The organism is Ancylobacter sp. 3268 (assembly GCF_031456575.1).
Lineage (GTDB): Bacteria > Pseudomonadota > Alphaproteobacteria > Rhizobiales > Xanthobacteraceae > Ancylobacter.
This window is the reverse complement of record NZ_JAVDUX010000007.1, coordinates 45694-65319: the sequence shown is the minus strand read 5'-3', so window position 1 is coordinate 65319 and position 19626 is coordinate 45694. Positions and strand designations below refer to the sequence as shown.

The 19626-nt window shown below is 69.0% G+C and carries 12 protein-coding genes; 6 read left to right on the top strand and 6 right to left on the bottom strand.

Annotated features, from left to right (window positions below; translation table 11 throughout):
* The 6 genes from J2X65_RS11795 to J2X65_RS11770 all read right to left on the bottom strand — a co-directional run bounded on the left by J2X65_RS11795 (position 1) and on the right by J2X65_RS11770 (position 11325).
* Positions 1 to 5238: a glycosyltransferase gene (locus tag J2X65_RS11795; protein WP_310201134.1), complete on the bottom strand. Its 5238-nt coding sequence runs from the start codon at positions 5236 to 5238 to the stop codon at positions 1 to 3.
* A 144-nt stretch (positions 5239 to 5382) separates the two neighbouring features.
* Positions 5383 to 6378 carry a galactokinase gene (locus J2X65_RS11790; protein WP_310201132.1) on the bottom strand — a complete coding sequence of 332 codons (996 nt, stop codon included), beginning with the start codon at positions 6376 to 6378 and terminating at the stop codon, positions 5383 to 5385.
* A 15-nt stretch (positions 6379 to 6393) separates the two neighbouring features.
* Positions 6394 to 7614 carry an HAD-IIIA family hydrolase gene (locus tag J2X65_RS11785; protein ID WP_310201130.1) on the bottom strand — a complete coding sequence of 407 codons (1221 nt, stop codon included), beginning with the start codon at positions 7612 to 7614 and terminating at the stop codon, positions 6394 to 6396.
* Entirely contained in the window at positions 7596 to 8192 is a 597-nt protein-coding gene (locus J2X65_RS11780; protein WP_310201128.1) for a D-sedoheptulose 7-phosphate isomerase, read from the bottom strand. The genes J2X65_RS11785 and J2X65_RS11780 overlap by 19 nt, the downstream gene beginning before the upstream one ends.
* A gap of 458 nt (positions 8193 to 8650) precedes the next feature.
* Complete coding sequence (locus tag J2X65_RS11775; protein ID WP_404977696.1) at positions 8651 to 10867, bottom strand: molybdopterin cofactor-binding domain-containing protein; 2217 nt, start codon at positions 10865 to 10867, stop codon at positions 8651 to 8653.
* 5 nt (positions 10868 to 10872) lie between these two features.
* Positions 10873 to 11325 carry a 2Fe-2S iron-sulfur cluster-binding protein gene (locus tag J2X65_RS11770; protein WP_310201126.1) on the bottom strand — a complete coding sequence of 151 codons (453 nt, stop codon included), beginning with the start codon at positions 11323 to 11325 and terminating at the stop codon, positions 10873 to 10875.
* Between the two features lie 335 nt (positions 11326 to 11660).
* Between J2X65_RS11770 and J2X65_RS11765 the strand changes: the two genes are divergently transcribed.
* The 6 genes from J2X65_RS11765 (at position 11661) to J2X65_RS11740 (ending at position 19595) form a co-directional block, all read left to right on the top strand.
* Positions 11661 to 12155 carry an RNA polymerase sigma factor gene (locus tag J2X65_RS11765; protein ID WP_310201124.1) on the top strand — a complete coding sequence of 165 codons (495 nt, stop codon included), beginning with the start codon at positions 11661 to 11663 and terminating at the stop codon, positions 12153 to 12155.
* Positions 12156 to 12226: 71 nt separating this feature from the next.
* Positions 12227 to 13210, top strand: a complete 984-nt coding sequence (locus J2X65_RS11760; protein WP_310201122.1) for a FecR family protein — start codon at positions 12227 to 12229, stop codon at positions 13208 to 13210.
* 116 nt (positions 13211 to 13326) lie between these two features.
* Positions 13327 to 15783, top strand: coding sequence for a TonB-dependent siderophore receptor (locus J2X65_RS11755; RefSeq protein ID WP_310201120.1), 2457 nt, complete (start codon positions 13327 to 13329; stop codon positions 15781 to 15783).
* Complete coding sequence (locus tag J2X65_RS11750) at positions 15780 to 16706, top strand: ABC transporter substrate-binding protein (protein WP_310201118.1); 927 nt, start codon at positions 15780 to 15782, stop codon at positions 16704 to 16706. Before J2X65_RS11755 ends, J2X65_RS11750 begins: the two co-directional genes overlap by 4 nt.
* Positions 16699 to 18735, top strand: a complete 2037-nt coding sequence (gene fhuB, locus J2X65_RS11745) for a Fe(3+)-hydroxamate ABC transporter permease FhuB (protein WP_310201116.1) — start codon at positions 16699 to 16701, stop codon at positions 18733 to 18735. Before J2X65_RS11750 ends, fhuB begins: the two co-directional genes overlap by 8 nt.
* Complete coding sequence (locus J2X65_RS11740; RefSeq protein ID WP_310201114.1) at positions 18732 to 19595, top strand: alpha/beta hydrolase-fold protein; 864 nt, start codon at positions 18732 to 18734, stop codon at positions 19593 to 19595. Before fhuB ends, J2X65_RS11740 begins: the two co-directional genes overlap by 4 nt.
* Positions 19596 to 19626: the final 31 nt, after the last annotated feature.

The window sequence follows — 19626 nt, the reverse complement described above, 5'->3', positions numbered from 1 at the left end:
CTAGTGCTTCACCGCGGCGAACATGCCTTCCATGGCGGCGATGCTGTCGTCATAGAATGCCTGGTAGCGCCGCCGGCTGGTGTCGGCGAGCCCGGTCAGCGGGCTCGGATCCCTGGCGAGCCGCAGCAGGCTGGCCACCAGTTCGTCGAGATCGGCATGGCCGTGCATCGGATCGCCGGTCTCGATGCCCTTACCGCCCCATTTGGTCGTCAGCAGCGGCATGCCATAGGCCATGGCCTGCACGGTCTTCACATTGATGCCGGTGCCCATCGTCACCGGCGAGACCACGACATCGACCTCCGCGTAGAAGGAGCCGATATCCGGCACGAAGCCGTGCAGCTTCACCCAGGGCCGGGCGAACAGCGCGGCTTCCTCGGGCGCGAGATCCTGGATCATGTCGCGCACCTGCCCGGCAATATGCAGGGTGAACGGGCACGGCTTGCCGTCGATCTGCCGCTCGATCGCCTGCAGCAGCTGCAGCGCGATGGCGAGGTTGATGCGGTTGGCGCTCGCCACCATGCCGACATTGGCCATGCGGGTGAAGGCACGGTCGAGGAAGCGGGCTTCCTCGACATGCGGGATGACGATGGCGGTCTCGCGCCCGGTCACCGAGTTGAAATAGGCCGCCTCCTCGGCGCGGCGGGCGACCACGAGGTCGGCGCGGCGCAGATAGGCGCCTTCTTCCTCCGGCGAGCAGGAGAAGAATTCGAGCGGCTGGCCGTTCCGGCGCAGCATCTCGTAGCGGTCGCCCATCTTGTCGTGGGTGTCGATGACCTTGAGGATGTGGGCGGGCACGTAGTCGAGCAGGCGCGACTGGAACACGTAGGAACAGAACACCACGTCGATGTCACGGGTGGAGCAGAGCAGCCTGATGTGCTCGCCGAGCCCCTCCTCGTACCAGCCGTCGAACGGGATCGGCTGGCCGTCGGAGCCGAGGCCGTGGGTGTTGGGCAGGATGTCGAGGCTGTCCCAGGCCGCATGCATCATCGCCAGCGTCCTGGCGTCGTACATGTGGCTTTCCAGCAGCGCGAAATGCACCTTGTGCCCCATTTGCTGGAACTTGCGGGCGAAGGCCTGGATGGTGGCCTGGTTGCCGTGATTGTCCGGATGCGAGGGGAAGGGGCTGAAATACAGCACGTTCAGCGCCCCGGAGCGCCGGCGCTCCAGCGCGGAGAGCGGCGGCTGGCGTTCGGCGTGGGCGGCGGCGATGTCCGGCGCGGTGCCGGCCGGCAGATGATCGATCAGGAAGGTGTCGCGCCATTTCTCGACGAGCATGGCGCCGTGGCGCTGCGCCAGCTGCTTGGGCTGCGCCGTGCTTTCCTCGGCATAGGAGCCGTGCTCGAAATGGATGACCTGCGACGGCGCCACGCACACCACCCGGTGGCCCTTGGCGCGGGCGGTCATGGCCAGATCGGAATCCTCGCAATAGGCCGGCACGTAGCGCTCGTCGAAGCCGCCGATCTCGCGCCAGAACGAGCCGCGCACCAGCATCGAGGCGCCGGTCGCATAGTCGATCTCGCGGGACAGGGAATAAAGCGGCGTCTGCCGCTCGCGGCCGCGGCCGATATTGCCGGCCGACCCGTCGGAATAAAGCACGGCGCCGGTTTCCTGGATCGCGCCGTCCGGATAGATGAGCTTCGAGCCGGCAATGGCGATGCGCGGATCGGCGTCCATCTCCGACAGCAGCGGTTCGAGCCAGCCGGGCAGGACCACGGTATCGTTGTTGAGGAACAGCAGGTGACGGCCGCTGGCCCGGGCGGCGGCGGTCTTGCAGTTCAACAGGAAGCCCTGGTTGCGCTCGCCCCTGGCGACCCGCAGGCCGGGGAACAGCGTCGCCGCATCCACGGTCTCGTCGGTCGAACCGTCGTCGGCCAGGATCACCTCGTAGCGGATGCCGGTGGCGCGGCCGGCGACCAGCACCGAGCTGAGGCAGGGCCGGGTGAGCTCCCATTTGTTGTAGGCCGGCACGATGATCGACACGTCGATCGGCGTGCTGGCGTCGTAGGACGGGAAAGCCGCCGGCGCCGCGGTGCGGCAGCTCTCGACATACAGATCGAGCGGTAGCACCCGGGCGCGGTCCAGCACCCGCAGCAGCGAGGAGCGGTTGGCGAGTTCGCCGAAATTCTCCCGCACCAGTCCCCGGCCATTGTCGGCAAGGCGCGACCACAGCGCGCTGTCGCGATAGAGGGCGACGACGGCATCGGCGAAGGCTTCCGGCTCGTCGCGGATGAGCGCGTGGAGGCCATCGACGATGCCCATGCCTTCCGCCGCGATGGCGGTGCACACCGAGGGCACGCCGGCGCCCAGGCTGGCGCCGAGCTTGCCCTTGATCCCCGCGCCATAGAGGAGCGGCGCGACGCTGAGCCGGTAGGAGGCCAGCACCGGCTCGAGATCGGGGACATAGCCGACATGGCGCACACCCGGCTCGCCGGCCAGCGCCACCACCTCGGGCGGCGCCTCCGCGCCGACGATGTGGAACTCGACATCGGGCAGCGCCGCGCGCACCCGCGGCCATACCTTGCCGACGAACCACAGCACGGCATCGACATTCGGCGGATGCTTGAAGCCGCCGAGGAAGAAGACATGCTCCCGGCCGGCATAGCCCGGCGGGTCCTCGTCGACCGGGCTGTAGAGCGCGGGGAACACCGAGATCTTGTCGCGATCGACATATTCCGCGAGGAAGGGGATCTCGGCGGGGCTGACCAATATGACGTGGTCGACGGCGCGCATCATCGCCACCTCGCGCTCGCGCGTCGCCTCCGCCCTGGCGCGCATGGCCGGATCGCCGCTCAGCTCGGCGGCGCGGCCCTCGCGCAGGAAGTAGAGATCGGGCGCGTGCAGCACCATCAGCGCGTCGGGTGCCACCTGTCGCGCCGCCGGCAGCATGGCTTCCGCCACATCGAAGCGGACGAAGTAGAAGGCGCCGAATGTCGCCCCCTCGGCCCGCACATAGTCACTGGCGCTGTCATAGCCGCTGGCCCGGGTGATCACGGTGACGCCGAGCGCCTCAAGGTTCTGCCGGTAGGGCGCGGTGTCGGTGAGGTCGGTGGCGCAGAACACCACCTCGAAGCCGACGGCGCGCAGATCGGCGATGACGCCGAAGGTGGCGCGCTCGCCGGCCGACACGTCGGGGCGCGGCAGCCGGTAGTCGGCGACCAGGATCCGCTTCGCGCGCAGGGGATCGTCGACCGGTGCCCTGGCCTTGCCATGGTCGGCCGCCTCGGCGGTGAGGCTGATGAGCAATTCGGCGTCGCGCCGCGCCTCGGCAATCTTCCTGGGATCGCGCTTGTCGGCGGAGCGGCGGAACCGCACCGCGCTCGACGCCGAGACCGGCGCCACCAGGCTCGCAAGCGTGCGCAGCGCCAGAGCGTGCAGGGAGGAGCCGGCTTTCGTCCGCTGCCGGGCCGGTTCCACCGCATGGCCGCACGCCACCAGCCAATCCTGCTGGAAGCGGGCCGGCTTGCGGCTCTGCAGCGAGCGGCGGAGGCTGAAGGCGGTGCGCTCGGGCAGCACCGGCGCCGCCAGAAGAAGGAAGCGCAGCGCCGCCCGCTCCAGGCTTTTGCGCAGCGGCCGCATCGGCTTCGAATAGGCCCGGCGCAGCTCGCGCACCAGCCGGTCGCCGGCCGCGGTCATCGCGGCGCAGCGCTGTTCCGCCTGACGGTGTGCCGCCTCTCCGGCGAATTTCGCCTCGGCGAGCTGCCGTCGCAGATCGTCGATCTCCAGTTGGCGGTTCGCCTCGCCGAGGCTGTTGAGTTCGAGTTCACGCGCCTTCAGCGCCTGCTCCCGGGCTTCGATGCCCGCCTGAAGATTCAAGGCGATGCGTTCGCGTGCCTGAAGCTGACCGTTCAGTTCGGCCAGTGTCTGCTCGCTCGCCTGCAGCCGGGCGGCGAGATCCGTAGCCTTGAGGCGTTCATCATGTGCGGCTGCCGTGAGGTCATCGATGCGGCCGCGCAGGCTGTCGGACAGCGCGCGCTCTTCCGCAAGCTCGTCGGACCGCCGGATGACGCTGGCGAGCGCCGAGACCAGCGCGGCCATCGGCGGGGCGCTGTCGTCATCCGCCAAAACCCGGCTGCCCTCGATGTCCGTCATGAGTCGTTCAACGTCCCGCAGGTTGGATGATGTCTGTTCGATGGCGCGCTCGGCAAGGCGCGCCTGAAGCTGTGGCCGCTCCGACAGGAAAGTTTTGCTGAGCTCCCCGAGCCGGCCGACATCGGAAACTACGGCTTCGGTCGTGCCGAGGTGCTTATGGAAAGCACCCCGCATCTTGTCGATGGACGAATAGCCGGCGCCCTCCGCCATCATCACCAGCGGTATCGTCTTCGCTCGGAATGCGGCCAGCGAGAGGTGCATGCGTCCGGTCACCAGCAGATCGACGGCGCCGAGTACGATTATGTTGCCGCTGTAGCCAATCTCCGGATCGACCTTGATGGCGCGACCTTCGCCGAGATGCCGAGTGATCCAGTCGAGAGCGAGATCCTGATAGTCGTCGTCAGAAGGATGGTTTTCCCACCGGCGCTCATCATTGGAAAACAGCACATAGAGCGCGTCCGGATGCGCCCGCGACAGCTCGTTCAAAATGTCGGCGACGAAGAGAAGGCGGTTTTCATGCGTATGTTCGTTGAAGAACGAGCGGAACGAATGCTCCGCGAAATTGAGGCCGATGACGGGGCGAAGACCGTCGGAGGCGGCGATCTCCGCCAGCACGGACTCGGTCACGGCGGTGGGCACTGGAGAACAAAAAAAGGAAATGTCGGGGAAGTAACGCCCCTTCAGGCCGGTCTGGCGCCGGAAGTTCTCCAGCGAATGATCATCCCGCAGCAGGAAATTGACGCCCGGCATGAGGCGCAGGCGTTCGAGAATTTCCGACGCAACCCGCGAACGGAACGAGCAGGAGACAAAAACCGGAAGCCCGTGCAGCAGCGCTTCCGTCACGAGATCGAGCCGCTCGAAGCTCGGCTCAAGCCCGCACGTGCCGTCTATGATGTCGGCGCCGAGCAGGAAAAGGACGTCGTTCGGCCGTAGCTGACCGCTGAAGTCTCGGATCGGCCCGGGAGCTTCGCTGACGCTTGATCCCTCCGACGCCAAAGCGAGCCGGTCGAGCCACAGACATTCCGGGCCGGGATTGACGATGACGACCGCATGGTGGCGGAACAGTTCCAGGGCACCGCGCAGCATGCCCTCATCGCCCTTGCTGCCCGGTGAGGCGGGAGGAACGAGGATGATGCGGCCTGTGCTCATGGAACGTCCTTGTCTGCGTCTCGGGCCGACATGCCAATCCGTAGTTGAGCGGATCGGTTGGATGCAAGGGGAGGGCGTGGCGGGCTGGTGTCGATTTGTCCGCCGGTTACGGCTGCGCCCCCGGTGCCTCTGGTGACCTGTGGCCTAGTGAATATTGGTGACCGTGGAGCCGCCATTGGTGAGCGCCACCTTGACGACGTTGCCGCTGCCGAAACGTTCCGAAAACACCGGGTGCAGGTTCGGGTCGGCGAGGAACAGCACGAAGCCGCCGCCGCCGGCGCCGAGCAGCTTGCCGCCCCAGGCGCCCAGTTCCTTGCCGTGAATATAGAGCTCGTCGATGGCTGAGTTCGACACCGAGTTGCCGAGCTGGCGCTTCAACTGCCAGCCATGATCGAGCAGCTCGGCGAAACGCACGATGGTCGACAGGTCGTCGCCGGCCGCCTCGAGCAGCGAGGCCCCGATGCGGGTCATCTCGTACATCTCGCGCAGATAGCTCTCATTGGCACCCGATTTGGTCCGCTGGTCCTGGCTTTGCAGCACGGTGGAGGCGCTGCGCTGCCCGCCGGTATAGACCAGCAGCATGGAGCTGTTCAGCAGAGTGAGGCGGCTGGTGGTCAGCCGCAGCGGCTCGATCGAGAACGAATCGCCGGTGAACTCGTAGCGCGCCAGACCGCCGAAGGCGGCGTGGATCTGATCCTGCACGCCGACATTCTCCTTGAGAATGTCCTGCTCCATATGGATCGCCTGCCGGGCCAGCTCATAGCGCGTCAGCTCGATGCCGCGCATGCGGTTGAGCAGGTTGAGGAAGCCGACGGTGAAGGAGGAGGAACTGCCGAGCCCGGTCGAGCCCGGCAGATCCGACATGGTGGCGATGTTGAGCGGCGCGGTCCAGCCGTGCAGCTTCAGCGCCTCGCGGATCACAGGATGCTGGATGTCCTCGACCCGGGCGACGCTCTCCGTGGTGCGGTAGGTGACGCGGAAGGACTGCTCGGCGATCGCGGCGAGCGGCAGCGCCTGGATGTAGACGTACTTGTCGATCGTGCCGCCAAGCACGGCACCGGGATGCGCGCGGAAATGCGAGGGGTAGTCGGTGCCGCCGCCGAGAAAGCTCGCCCTCAAGGGAGTTCTGCTGATCCACATGTCGTGCCTCGGGGTTCAGATCGATTGTCGCAGCAGATCCAGCACGGAACCGCCCTCGTAGCGCCGGCCGCGAATGCCGGCGGCGGCGGCGGCCTGCATGTCCGCCTCGGTGTCGCCGATCATCACGCTGCGCGCCGTGTCCACCGGCCAGGCGGCGAGAAGGTCCTCGAGCATGCCCGGTCCCGGCTTGCGGCGGCGGCAGTCGCGGCGATAGGCCTCGACGGCGGCGTCGACATGGTGCGGGCACCATTCGATGGCGTCGATGTGCCCGCCGACCGCCGACAGCTCGTCCTGCATCGCCCGGTGAAAGCGGAGAATCGCGGCTTCGTCATAATGGCCGCGCGCGACGCCGGCCTGATTCGTCACCACGAAGACCAGGTAGCCGGCCGCATTGGCATGGGCGACCGCCTCGCGGGCGCCGGGCATCCAGGCCAGGTCCTCGACGCGGTGGGTGTAGCCGGCATCGCGGTTCAGCGTGCCGTCGCGGTCGAAGAATATCGCCGGACGGGTGCGCACGCGCGGCAGTTCCTCCTGCACGCGGGCGAAGGTCTCGGGTATGCCGATATCGATGAAATAGCTGCCCGGCGGCGCGGCGACCGCGGCCACCCGGCCGGCGGCGACGAGGCGCGGCAGCACGTCGGCTTCCAGCGAGCACGCCGTGCCGGAGGGGATGAGATCGATAATCTCCCGCCTCAGCAGATAGACGCCGGCATTGATGAGGCCCGGCTTGCCGGCGCGTTCCGGGCTCTTCTCCAGAAAGGCGCGGACATGATGGCCGTCGAGGGTGACGCTGCCGAAGCGCCCGGCATCCGGCACCTGCTGCAGCAGCATCTGCGCGGCGAGGCCGGGCTCGGCGGCCCGGGCGTCGTGGAAGGCGCGCGCAAAGCGCACGAGATCGGCATCGATCCAGGAATCGCCGTTCAGCAGCAGGAACTCGGGATCCAGTACCGGCGCGGCAAAAGCCAGCGCGCCGCCGGTGCCGAGAGGAGCAGGCTCCACCAGGACCTCGATATCGGCGCCGTAGAGACTTTTGCCGTCGAACGCCTCGACGATCTGCTCGCCGAAGCGCCCGGCCAGCAGCACGATGCGGGTGATGCCGTAGCGGGCGACTTCCTGGATCAGGTGATCCAGGAACGGCCGGCCGGCCACCGGCAGCATCGGCTTCGGAGTGGCCGCCGTCAGCTCACCGAGGCGCGTGCCGAGCCCACCGCAGAGGATCAGCGCTTGGGAGAGCAAAGGGTCGACTCGACGAGCGCACAGATCAGGTGCCCGACCGTGATATGCGCTTCCTGGATATGGTTGGTCTGGCCGTGCGGCACGGCGATGAGGATGTCCGACAGCGCCGTCATCCTGCCGCCATTGGCGCCGGTGAGGCCGATGGTGACGATCCCCATCTCGCGCGCCACCTCGAAGGCCTTGACCACATTGGCGCTGTTGCCGCTGGTCGACATGCCGACCAGCACGTCGCCGGCCCGGCCGATGCCGCGGAGCTGGCGCGAGAAGGTGTTCTCGTAGCCATAGTCGTTGCCGATCGCGGTCAGCGCCGACGTATCCACCGTGAGCGACAGCGCCGCCATCGGCTCGCGGTCGAACAGGAAGCGGCCCATCAATTCGGCGGCGAGATGCTGGGCGTCGGCGGCCGAGCCGCCATTGCCGCAGAAGATCACCTTGCCGCCATTGGTCAGCGCCGCCATCCACGCTTCCGCGGCGCTGGCCACGTCGTCGCTCACCTCGGTGAGGCGCTTCATCAACCGCTCGGTTTCAGCGAAATATGCCGAAATGACCGCCGCCCGGTCGGTCGAACTTGTCAGCATGCGTTCTCTCACTTTGCCGAGCGTGCCCCCGGCTTTTCAGCGCTTCGGTCCGTCGTCCCCGAATGCGAGAATCCGACATAGCCGTTCCTCCCGGAAAACGCCAGTCTCTGCTTTGTACAGTTCGAAATTAGAAACAGTTGAATGGCGATCGGGGAGAGGCAGCCGGGCCAGCGGGCGGGAGGTGGAGAGCTGCACACCGGATCACCGGCGTCCGGCGTGTCCGGGCGGCGAGGGAGCTTTGGTTCAAACCCTTGCCGTTTATGAGATTTTCGGGGGTGTCAGCAGGGCGGCGGCGGCTCGTGCCCGTGGTGTGGCCGGCGGTTCGCATCGGGAGCGAACGATCCGAGCCGCTCTCCTGCGGCGGTCATTCCGCCCTGCCGGATCAACGCGGGGTACGCACTATGCCTTACGCCGTCGGACGGGGGAGGGCCGGTGGCGGCCCTCCCCCGTCCGGTAGGTCATGCCTTGAAGTCTTCGAGCCGGAACGGCAGCGAGCGCAGCCGCTGACCGGTGGCATCGAAGATGGCGTTGGACAGCGCCGGGGCGACGCCCGGCACGCCCGGCTCGCCAATGCCGGTCGGCGCGTTGGCCGACGGCACGATGTGTACCTCGACCTTCGGCATCTCCGACATGCGCAGCGGGATGTAGGTGTCGAAATTGGCCTGCTCGACGACGCCCTTGTCCAGGGTGATCTCGTCATGCAGCGCCGCGCCGAGCCCGAAGCCGACGCCGCCCTCGATCTGGGCGGCGATCACATCCGGGTTGACGGCGATGCCGCAATCGACCGCGCACACCACCTTGTCGACCTTGATCTGGCCGTTCACGACGGAGACGTCGATTACGCTGCCGACCACGGTGTTGAAGCTCTCATGCAGCGCGATGCCGCGACCCTTGCCGGTGCCAGGCCTGGTGCCCCAGTTGGCCTTCTCGGCCAGCAGCTTGAGCACGCCGGTGTGGCGCGGCTTGTCCTTCAGCAGTTCGAGCCGGAACTCGACCGGGTCGCGGCCGGCCGCGCGGGCGAGTTCGTCGATCGTCACTTCCACCACATGCGCGGTGTGGGTGTGGCCGACCGAGCGCCACCACAGCGTCGGCACCTTCACCTGCGGCGAATGCAGCTCCACCATCAGATTGCCGATGTCGTAATGGGTGTCGGACGCGCCTTCCACCGACGTGCCGTCGACGCCTTCCTTCACCGCGAAGGCTTCGAACGGCGTGCCGATCATGAAGGACTGGCCGACGATGCTCTGCTCCCATCCGGCGATCCTGCCATCGGCGGTCACCCCGGCGCGGACCTTATGATAGAACATCGGCCGGTAATACCCGCCCTTGATGTCGTCCTCACGGGTCCAGACAAGATGGACCGGCGCCCGGCCGTCAATGGCCTTGAGGATGGTGGCGGCCTCGGCGACATAGTCGGCGGTGGTGGTGGCGCGCCGGCCGAACGAGCCGCCGGCCCACACGGTCTCGATCTTCACCTGCTCGGGCTTGAGGCCCATGATGCCGGCGGTGACCGCCTGCTCGATGGTCTGGAACTGCGAGCCGGTATGGATGGTGACGCCATCAGCCGTCTTCTCGATCACGCAGTTCAGCGGCTCCATCGGCGCATGGGCGAGATAGGGGAAGGCGAACTCGGTCTCGATGACCTTGGCCGCGCCGGCGATGCCCTTGGCGGCGTCCCCCCGCTTGGCGGCGCTGCGTCCGGCGGTGTCGGCGAGCTTCTTGTACGCGTCGAGCAGTTCGGCGGTGCCGCGGTTCTCCGCGTTGCTCTCATCCCACTCGACGGTGGTGAGGGCCTCGCGGCCCTGGAGCGCCGCCCAGGTGTTCTGCGCCAGCACCGCGACCCCGGCGGGGACGGCGACCACGTCGACCACTCCCGGCACCTGCTTGGCGGCGGCGGCATCGAAGCTCTTCACCGTCGCGCCGAAGCGCTCCGGACGCTTGATGACGGCGGTGAGCATGCCGGGGCGGCGGATGTCGAGCGCATAGACCGCCTTGCCGTCGGTCTTGTCGGCGGAATCGAGGCGCGGCAGCCGCGTGCCGATCAGCTTGAAGTCCTTCGGGTCCTTGAGCTTCACCTCGGCGGGGATCGGCTGGCGGGCGGCATCGGCGGCCAGCTCGCCGAAACTGGCGGTGTGGCTGCCGCTCTTCAGCGTACCCTTCTCGATGGTGATGCTGTCGGCCGGCACCTTCCATTTCTCGGCGGCGGCGGCGACCAGCATCTGCCGGGCGGCGCCGCCGGCCTTGCGCAGCTGATCCCAGCTATTGGCGACCGAGGTCGAGCCGCCGGTACCCTGCACCGGGCCGAAGGCGAGGTTGTTGTAGAGCTGGGCGTCGGCGGGCGCGAAGGCCGCGCGCATCTGGCTCCAGTCGGCGTCCATTTCCTCGGCGACGATGGTGGCGAGGCCGGTGGTGACGCCCTGGCCCATGTCGAGATGCTTGATCAGCACGGTGACGGTGCTGTCCGGCGCGATCTTCACGAAGGCGTTCGGCATCGGGCCATCGGTCGGCGCGGCCGCGAAGGCCTCGGACGGGCCGAGGCGCACACCGATGACCAGGGCGCCGGAAACGGCCGCGGCGGCCTTGAGGAAGCCGCGGCGCGAGGGCGCGGCGAGAGCCGGTGCGGGCGCGAGGCGCTCAAGCATCCGGGCGTAGTCTGCGGGCTTGATGATGTGCATGGCGTTCACGCGAGGTTGGAGGCGGCTTCGTGAATGGCAGCGCGGATGCGCTGATAGGTGGCGCAGCGACAGACATTGCCGTCCATCGCCGCGTCGATGTCGGCGTCGGTGGGCTTGCGGTTCTCGCTGAGCAGCCCGACGGCGGACATGATCTGGCCGGACTGGCAATAGCCGCACTGCACCACGTCCAGCTTGCGCCACGCCGCGACGACGGCGGTGCCGACCTCGCCGCCGACGCCCTCGATGGTGGTGACGCTCTTGCCCTCGACATCGGAAAGCGCCGTCTGGCACGAGCGCACCGGCGCGCCGTCGACATGCACGGTGCAGGCGCCGCACAGCGCCGCGCCGCAGCCGAACTTGGTTCCGGTCAGTCCGACCACGTCACGCAGCGCCCATAGCAGCGGCATGTTGCCATCGGCTTCGACGGTGCGTTCGGATCCATTGAGTGTGAATTTCATCTCTCGCCCTCTCCTTCAGGGATGAGGACGCGCGGATGCTGCGCCGCCGAACTCCCGGCCCACGGCGAACACCTCTACGCTCCCGCGCAAAGGCTAGGCTTCATGACGGGCATCATCTAATCACCAGTCCGTTACTGGTAGTCGGCCGCGCAACCGGAGGCGGGAGGCCGGTTTTCGGTAGGTGGAGGCGTGTAGAGTTAAGAACAGTTCAAATCGGATTCGCGTCTCACAAGTTATAGCGATTCCAATTGGATGCTCCCGAGCTTACTTCGCGCGCCCACGCATGTTAAACGCGTCCGGATGTCCTCTCGAAGCGGATGGTGGATCGCTCCCGCATGCAGCCAGACCTGTCGCTCGTCTTCTCGGCGCATGGGACCGAGCTGAGGCGCTACCTCAATCGCCGGCTGGGCGATCAGCACATGGCGAGCGATCTCGTGCAGGACACCTTCGTCCGCGTCATCGAGCGACGGGAAACCCGCGTCCAGGACGTCCGCGCCTATCTCTACACCGTGGCCCGCAACCTGCTGCTCAACCACCTGAAGCAGGAGGCCCGGCGGCGCACCGACGTGGTCGCGCCGGAAACGCTCGGCGACATCGCCGCCGACCAGCCCTCTCCCGAGGAGGCGGTCGATTCCCGCCTCCAGTTGGAGCGCATCCATCTGCTGGTGCAGGAACTGCCGCGCCGGACGCAGGAAATCTTCGTGCTGAACCGCATCGACGGCCTAACCCATGCCGAGGTCGCCCAACGCCTGGGCCTTTCCGAGAGCGCGGTGCAGAAGCATCTCGCCATGGCGATCGCCCATATGACCCGGCGCCTGCGGACGCGCTGAGGCGATTTTTACGGCCACGCCCCGGCTCGGTTGTCCTATAGGGGCGGATGCGACGTTTCATGGAACGACCGGTGAACGACAGGGAGCAGGACGCGGAGGCCATCGAGCAGCGGGCCGCGGAGTGGGTGGCGCGGCTCGACGGGTCGCCGCTGAGCGAGGCGGAGAAGGGTGAGCTGCGCCGCTGGCTGGGCCAGGATCCCGAGCACCGCGCCGCCTTCGAGGAGGCGAGCGCCACCTGGCGCGAGCTCGCGGCGCTGCGTCTCGATCCCGGGCCGCTGCGCGCGGTGGTGCCGCCGCGCCGACGGGTCTCGGCCGCGCGCAAGGCGGCGCGCGCCGGGGCTCTGGTCGGGCTGCTGGTACTGGCGGCCGGCGTCGCCCGCTTCCAGTTCGGCGATCCCTGGCTGATGCTCGCCGCCGATTACCGCACCGCGCCCGGCGAATTGCGCACCGTCCCGCTGCCGGACGGCAGCACGGTGGAACTCGGCGCCTCCAGCGCCATTGCGCTCGATTTCAGCGCCGGCGAGCGCCGGGTGCGGCTGCTGGCCGGCGAAGCCTTCTTCGCGGTGGCGCCGCAGGCCGGCGCCGAGACGCGCCCCTTCGTCGCCGAAGCCGCCGGCGGCTCCACCACTGCGCTCGGCACCCAGTTCGTCGTCGAGGAGAGCGGCGACGCGGCGGACGTGCTGGCCATCGAGCACCAGGTGGAAGTCGCGCCCGGCACGGCGGAAGCCGGCAAGGCGGTCGTGCTGTCGCCGGGGCAGGAGGTGCGTTATCGGCGCGATGGCGGCATCGGCCGTGTCCGCACCCGCGACATCGCGACGGCGACGGCCTGGCGGCGCGGGCTGCTGGTGTTCAACGGCGCCCGGCTCGGCCATGTGGTGGAGACGCTCAACCGCTACCGTCGCGGGCGCATCGTCATCCTCGACGATGAGCTGGCGCAGCGGCGGGTCAGCGGCGTGTTCCCGACCCGCGATCTCGACGATGCCATCGAGACCATAACCGCCGAGCTCGGAATCGGCTCGCGGTCGATTTATCCATTGATCACAGTGCTTTATTGAAAATATGTCCGAAGCCGCAACTTTTTTTACGGTCACGGTCCCGTCAGTTGTCTTCCTTCCTGCGAGCCGGCGCGAGCCGGCCGGCGATTGCACGATCTGGCAGGGAAGGACGATCGATGAGGCTTCGGGTGACCGGCGGCGCGCAGCGCCTGCGGCGGCATTATCTCGGCGGTGCGGCCCGCCATGCCCTCGTTCTCGGCGTGGCGGCGGTGACCCTCGGGGTGCCGATGCAGGGCGCCCAGGCCCAGACGCAGCCCTCGTCGCAGGCGGCGAGTGTCGCGCCCGCGCGGATCGCCTTCGACATCCCGGCGCAGGATCTCAACGCTGCCGTGCTCGCCTTCGCGCAGAAGGCCGGGGTGCGGGTGTTCTTCGATACCGCCAAGTTCGGCGGCCGGCGTTCCTCCGCCGTCTCGGGGACGATGAGCGCCCAGCAGGCGCTGGACGCGCTGCTGCGCGGCACCGGCCTCGGCTATCGCTTCACCGCGCCGAACCGGGTCACCATCGTCGACCCGGCCGCCTCGGCGGCAACCTCCGGCGAGACCGTCGGCATCGAACTCGACACCATCGCCGTGCAGGGCAGCGGCGACGGCACGGTCGGCTATGTCGCCACCCGCAGCACCGCCGGCACCAAGACCGACACGCCGCTGATCGAGACTCCGCAATCGGTCTCCGTGGTCACCCGCCAGGAGCTCGACGACCGCAACGTGCAGTCGCTGACCCAGGCGGTGGCCTATACACCCGGCGTGCGCACCGGCCAGAGCGGCTACGACCCGCGCTACGACGCCTTCACCATCCGCGGTTTCGACGCCACCTATACCGGCATCTACCGCGACGGCCTGCGCTGGCCGGGCGCCAACATGTCGGTGTTCAAGATCGAGCCTTACGGCGTCGAGAGCGTCACCGTGCTGCGCGGCCCGAGCTCGGCGCTCTATGGCCTCGGCTCGCCGGGCGGCCTGGTCGACGTCACCTCCAAGCGGCCGACCGAGGAAGCCTTCGGCGAGGTCGAGCTGCAGGGCGGCAACTATGATCTGTGGCAAGGCCAGTTCGACATTGGCGGGCCGCTCGACAAGGACGGCACGCTGCTCTACCGCCTGACCGGCCTGTTTCGCGACGCCGGCTCGCCGAACACGCTCGGCGGCGGCGTCAACGACATGAACTTCATCGCCCCGGCACTAACCTGGAAGCCGAGCGACCAGACCAAGATCACCTTCCTCGGCGAATATCAGAAATCCGAGACCCCGGCCTCGCTGCCCTTCTATGGCTGGGACGGCTCCGGCACCGAGACCTTCAGCCGGTCTCCAGGCGACTATAACAGCCAGCCGCAGGAACAGTGGCGCGTCGGCTACCTCGCCGAGCACGCGTTCAACGACGTGTTCACCTTCCGGCAGAACCTGCGCTACGGCAATGCCGACACCACGGTGCGCTACACCGGCCTGACCTCGCTCGACCCGGACACCAATATCGCCAGCCGCTACACCGGCTATGTGCACGACCTGCTGGACAGCTTCGCCGTCGACAACCAACTGCAGGCCGACTTCGCCACCGGCGCCGTCCAGCACAAGCTGCTGGTCGGGCTCGACTACACCTATCTGTCGCTGGATGGCGGCATCGGCTTCGGCACCGCAGCCGATTTCAGCTACAACACCGGCCAACCGCTCGGCACCACCGAGGATCCGCCGTTCAACTCTTCGCGCTACCGCCAGAGCCAGAAGCAGACCGGCCTCTACATCCAGGAGCAGGCTCAGCTCGACCGCTGGATCCTCACCCTGACCGGCCGGCAGGACTGGGTCGACGCCAAGGATGACGACCTGCTCAACGGCACCAGCGAGGACAATGACGACAGCGAGTTCACCGGCCGCGTCGGCCTGACCTATCTGTTCGACAACGGCATCGCGCCCTACGTCACCTACTCGACCTCCTTCGCGCCCAATATCGGCGTCGATATCAACGGCGATCCCTTCTCGGCAACTACGGCCAAGCAGATCGAGGCGGGCGTGAAATACGCGCCGGCCGGCTTCGACGGTTTTTTCACTGCCGCGGTGTTCCAGATCAACCAGGAGAACGGTCTCGTTACCGACGACACCAATCCGCTCTATCAGGTGCAGACCGGCGAGGTGCGCGCGCGCGGCTTCGAGCTTGAGGCGGTGGCCAATCTCGGGGCCGGCCTGCGGCTGCGCGGCGCCTACACCTATCTCGACCTCGAAAATGTCGCCGGCGACCCGACGACGGTGGGGCTGACGCCCTCGGGCCAGCCGCAGAACGCCTTCTCGCTGTGGGCGGACTACCAGTTCCAGTCCGGCTCCAAGCTTGCCGGCCTCGGCCTCGGCGCGGGCGTGCGCTACACCGGCGCCACCTGGGGCGACTCGCTCAACACCTTCGAGAACGACGCCTACACCCTCGTCGACGCCAAGCTGAGCTACGATTTCGGCGTGCTCAACGAGAAGCTCAAGGGTTGGAGCTTCCAGGTCAACGCCCAGAACCTGCTCGACGAGGAATATGTCACCTGCGACGCCGGCTATTGCTATCTCGGCGCGCCGCGCACCGTCCTCGCCGGTGTGAAGTACCGCTGGTGACCACGACGACGCCTCCTTCCCGCCGGGCCGTGCTGCGCGGCGGGTTCTGTCTCGGCGCGCTCGCCCAACCTCTGCTGGCGGGTGCCGGGCGCGCCGAAGTGCCGGCTCGACCGCCGCGCAGGATCGTCTCGATGGATTTCGGCCTCGCCGAGACCCTCATCGGGATCGGCCTGCCTCCGATCGCTTTGCCCGACCCCGGCGGATGGGGGGACTGGGTGGTCGAGCCGGCGCTGCCCGCCGATATCATGAATATCGGCAACGACCGCGAGCCCAATCTCGAATTGCTCGCCGCGCTGCGGCCGGATCTCATCGTCACCACGCCCTATCTCGCCGGCATCCGGCCGCTGCTGGAAGCCATCGCGCCGACCCGCGAATTCTCCATCTACGCGCCGCCGGTCGGCCATCCCTTCGACCGGAGCGTCACCGCCACCCGCGCGCTCGCCGTCGCGCTCGGGCGCGCGCCGGAGGGCGAGGCGCTCGTCGCGCGCGCCGAGGCGGAAATGGCGGCGATGCGGCGGCACTTCGCCGAGAGCGGCGTGGCCGGACGGCCGATCATGGTGGTGAACTTCCTCGATACCCGCCATGTGCGCATCTACGGCGCCGGCAGCCTCTTCGGCGACGTGATGGAGCGCTGCGGCCTCACCAATGGCTGGACGCGGCCGAGCAATTACTGGGGGTTCAGCACCGTCGGGATCGAGGCGCTGGCCGACAGCCCGGCAAGCCGGCTGGTCTATCTCGAGCCGATCTCTCCCGACACGCTGGCCCGGCTGGCGGAGAGCCCGCTGTGGAACAGCCTGCCCTTCGTGCGCGCCGGACAGGTGCATCGCATGCAAGCGGCCCTGATGTTCGGCATGCTGCCTTCGGCCATGCGTTTCGCCCGCCTGCTGGCGAGCGTGCTCGCGGAGGGGCCGAGCAATGGCTGAACGCGCCGCCCGGCGGCTTCCCGGCGGCGGCGGCGCGGGATGGCTGCGCCGTCTCGGCTCGGCCGGCCTCCCGATCCTGCTCGGCCTCCTCGCCATCGGCGCCACCGCCGGCAACCTCGCCGCGCGGTTGCCGGTCGCCTCGTGGTGGCCGGCATTGCTGGCGCCGGACGCGATGTCCCCGGCGCAGATGCTCGTCGCCTACAGCTTCGCGCCGCGGCTGGCGGTCAGCCTGCTCGCCGGGGCGGCGCTCGGCCTTGCCGGCGCGCTGCTGCAGCAGGTGTTGCGCAATCCCATCGCCTCGCCGACCACGCTCGGCATCGAGGCCGGCGCCAATCTCGCCCTGGCGGCGGTGCTGGTGTGGACGCCGGGCCTGATCGGCTTCGGTCGGGAATGGGTGGCGCTGGGCGGCGGAGGGCTCGCGCTTGCCGTGGTGCTGCTGCTCTCCCGGCGCAGCGGCTTCTCGCCGCTGGTGGTGATCCTCGCCGGCATGGTCACCAGCCTCACCTGCGCCGCGCTCGCCGCGTCGATCACCCTGTTCAACAGCCACTATCTCGCCGGCCTGTTCCTGTGGGGGGCCGGTTCGCTGAGCCAGCAGGACTGGTCGGAACCGGCGTACCTGGCGCCACGCCTCGCCGCCTTCGGCCTCGCCGCCGCGCTGCTGGTGCGGCCGCTGGCGCTGCTCGGGCTCGACGATGCCAGCGCCCGCAGCCTTGGGCTGTCGCTGGTGGCGGCGCGGTTCGGCACGCTCCTCGTGGCGGTGGCGCTTACCGCCTGCGTGGTGGCCGCGGTCGGCTGCATCGGCTTCATCGGGCTGGCCGCGCCGGCGCTGGCCCGCATCAGCGGCGCCCGGCGGGCGGGAGCGCAACTGCTCGTCGCGGCGCTTCTCGGCGCCCTGCTGCTGTGGGCGACCGACCAGGCGGTGCAACTCGCCGCCGGTGCCTATGGCGAGATGCTGCCCACCGGCGCGGTCACCGCGCTGCTGGGAGCGCCGCTGCTGCTGTGGCTGGTGCCGCGCCTGCGCCTGCCGCCGCCTGCGCTGGCCGGGCTGCCGACGGGCGCCGGCCCGGGCCGTGGCGGTCCGGCGCGGGTGCTGGCGCTCGTCGCGGGGCTGCTGGTGCTGGCGATCCTCGTCTCGGTGAGTGTCGGCCCGGGTCTCGACGGATGGTCGCTGGCGTGGCCCGGCGATCCGGCATCGCTCTGGAGCCTGCGGCTGCCGCGGGCGCTGGCGGCGCTGGCGGGCGGCCTGCTGCTCGCCGTCGCCGGCTGCCTGCTCCAGCGCATGACCGGCAATCCCATGGCGAGCCCGGAGGTGATGGGGGTGAGCGCCGGCGCCGCCTGCGGCCTCACCGTCGCGCTGTTCCTGCTGGCCGATTTCGGGCCGGTGCAGCAGACCGCCGCCGCCTCGCTCGGCGCCCTGCTGGCGCTGCTCGCCCTGCTGGCGCTCGGCCGCACCGCGCGGGGCGCGCCCGAGCGGGTGATCCTGGTCGGCATCGCCGTCGGCGCGCTGCTCGATGCGCTGGTGAGCGTGCTGATGGCGAGCGGCGACCCGCGTGCGGTGCTGCTGTTCAACTGGATGGCCGGCTCGACCTACGGCCTGCGGGCGGCGACGGCGGCCGCCAGCCTGGCTGCCGCCGCCCTGGTGCTGGCGCTGCTGCCGCTGCTGGCCCGCTGGATGGACATGCTGCCGCTGGGAGCCGCCGCGACGCGCGCCCTCGGCGTGCCGCCGACGCTGAGCCGGCTGCTGCCGCTGGTGCTCGCCGCAGTGGCGACGGCGATGGCGACACTGCTGGTCGGGCCGCTGTCTTTCGTCGGGCTGATGGCGCCGCATCTGGCACGGCTCGTCGGCCTGCGGCGTCCGCTGCCGGAGCTCTACGGCGCAGCTCTCCTCGGGGGGCTGATCATGGTGCTGGCGGATTTCGCCGGCCGCGTCGTCGCCTTCCCCTGGCAGATGCCGGCGGGCCTCGTCGCTTCGATGGTCGGCGCCCCGGCCTTCCTCTGGCTCCTGTCCCGAAAGCAGCACGCCTCATGACCCCCGCATCGACCGCCGCCGTGATCCCCGACACCGTCACCTTCGACATCGCCTCCCGCGCGGGCGGCGCGCCCTGGCGCATCTTCCTGTACCGGCCGCCGGGCGAGGCGCCGGAGGGCGGGTGGCCCGTGCTGTACTATCTCGACGCCAATGCCGTCGCCGGCACGGCGGCGGACATCATGCGGGTCCAGGCCGCCTGGCCGCTCGGCACCGGCATCGGCTGGGGGGTGATGGTCGGCATCGGCTATCCGGTGGACGCCGCCTATGACGGCGTCCGGCGCAGCTGGGACATGGGCCCGCCGCCGGGCCAGAGCTACCCGCCCTACACGCCGGACGGCCCCGAGGTGCGCACCGGCGGCGCCGACCACTTCCTCACCTTCATCGAGGAGGAGCTGAAGCCGGAGATCGCCCGCCAGGTGGCGATCGATCCGGCCAGGCAGGCGATCCTCGGCCATTCCTTCGGCGGGCTGTTCGTGCTGCATGCGCTGTTCCGCCGGCCGGAGGCGTTCTCCCGCTGGATCTCGGCGAGCCCGGCGATCTGGTGGGAAGGCGCTGGCATCGTGCGCGCCGCCGAGGCCTTCATCGCCGGGCGGCGCGCGGCGAACGGAAAGGCGCTGCTGATCGCCGGGGAATACGAGCAGGCGCTCGCGCCGTTCCAGGTCGGCGCGGAAGACGAGGCCAAGCGCCTCGCCGCCTTCGAGGAAAGCCGCATCGTCGACAATACCCGGCGGATGGCCGAGCGCCTCGGCGCGATTCCCGGCCTGCGCACCGATTACACGCTGGTGCCCGGCGAAACGCATATGTCGGTGCTGCCTGCCTGCCTCAACCTCGCCATCCGCTTCGCCTTCGGGCGGGAATGAGCGCGGGGCTGGCCGGCGCTTCGGGCGTGTC

Excerpts from the sequence above, each read along its gene's own strand:
- J2X65_RS11795 (WP_310201134.1), bottom strand. The coding sequence starts at position 5,238 with ATGAGCACAGGCCGCATCATCCTCGTTCCTCCCGCCTCACCGGGCAGC.
- J2X65_RS11770 (WP_310201126.1), bottom strand. The coding sequence starts at position 11,325 with ATGAAATTCACACTCAATGGATCCGAACGCACCGTCGAAGCCGATGGC.
- J2X65_RS11780 (WP_310201128.1), bottom strand. The coding sequence starts at position 8,192 with ATGCTGACAAGTTCGACCGACCGGGCGGCGGTCATTTCGGCATATTTC.
- fhuB (WP_310201116.1), top strand. The coding sequence starts at position 16,699 with ATGGCTGAACGCGCCGCCCGGCGGCTTCCCGGCGGCGGCGGCGCGGGA.
- J2X65_RS11775 (WP_404977696.1), bottom strand. The coding sequence starts at position 10,867 with ATGCACATCATCAAGCCCGCAGACTACGCCCGGATGCTTGAGCGCCTC.
- J2X65_RS11790 (WP_310201132.1), bottom strand. The coding sequence starts at position 6,378 with ATGTGGATCAGCAGAACTCCCTTGAGGGCGAGCTTTCTCGGCGGCGGC.
- J2X65_RS11740 (WP_310201114.1), top strand. The coding sequence starts at position 18,732 with ATGACCCCCGCATCGACCGCCGCCGTGATCCCCGACACCGTCACCTTC.
- J2X65_RS11765 (WP_310201124.1), top strand. The coding sequence starts at position 11,661 with ATGCAGCCAGACCTGTCGCTCGTCTTCTCGGCGCATGGGACCGAGCTG.
- J2X65_RS11755 (WP_310201120.1), top strand. The coding sequence starts at position 13,327 with ATGAGGCTTCGGGTGACCGGCGGCGCGCAGCGCCTGCGGCGGCATTAT.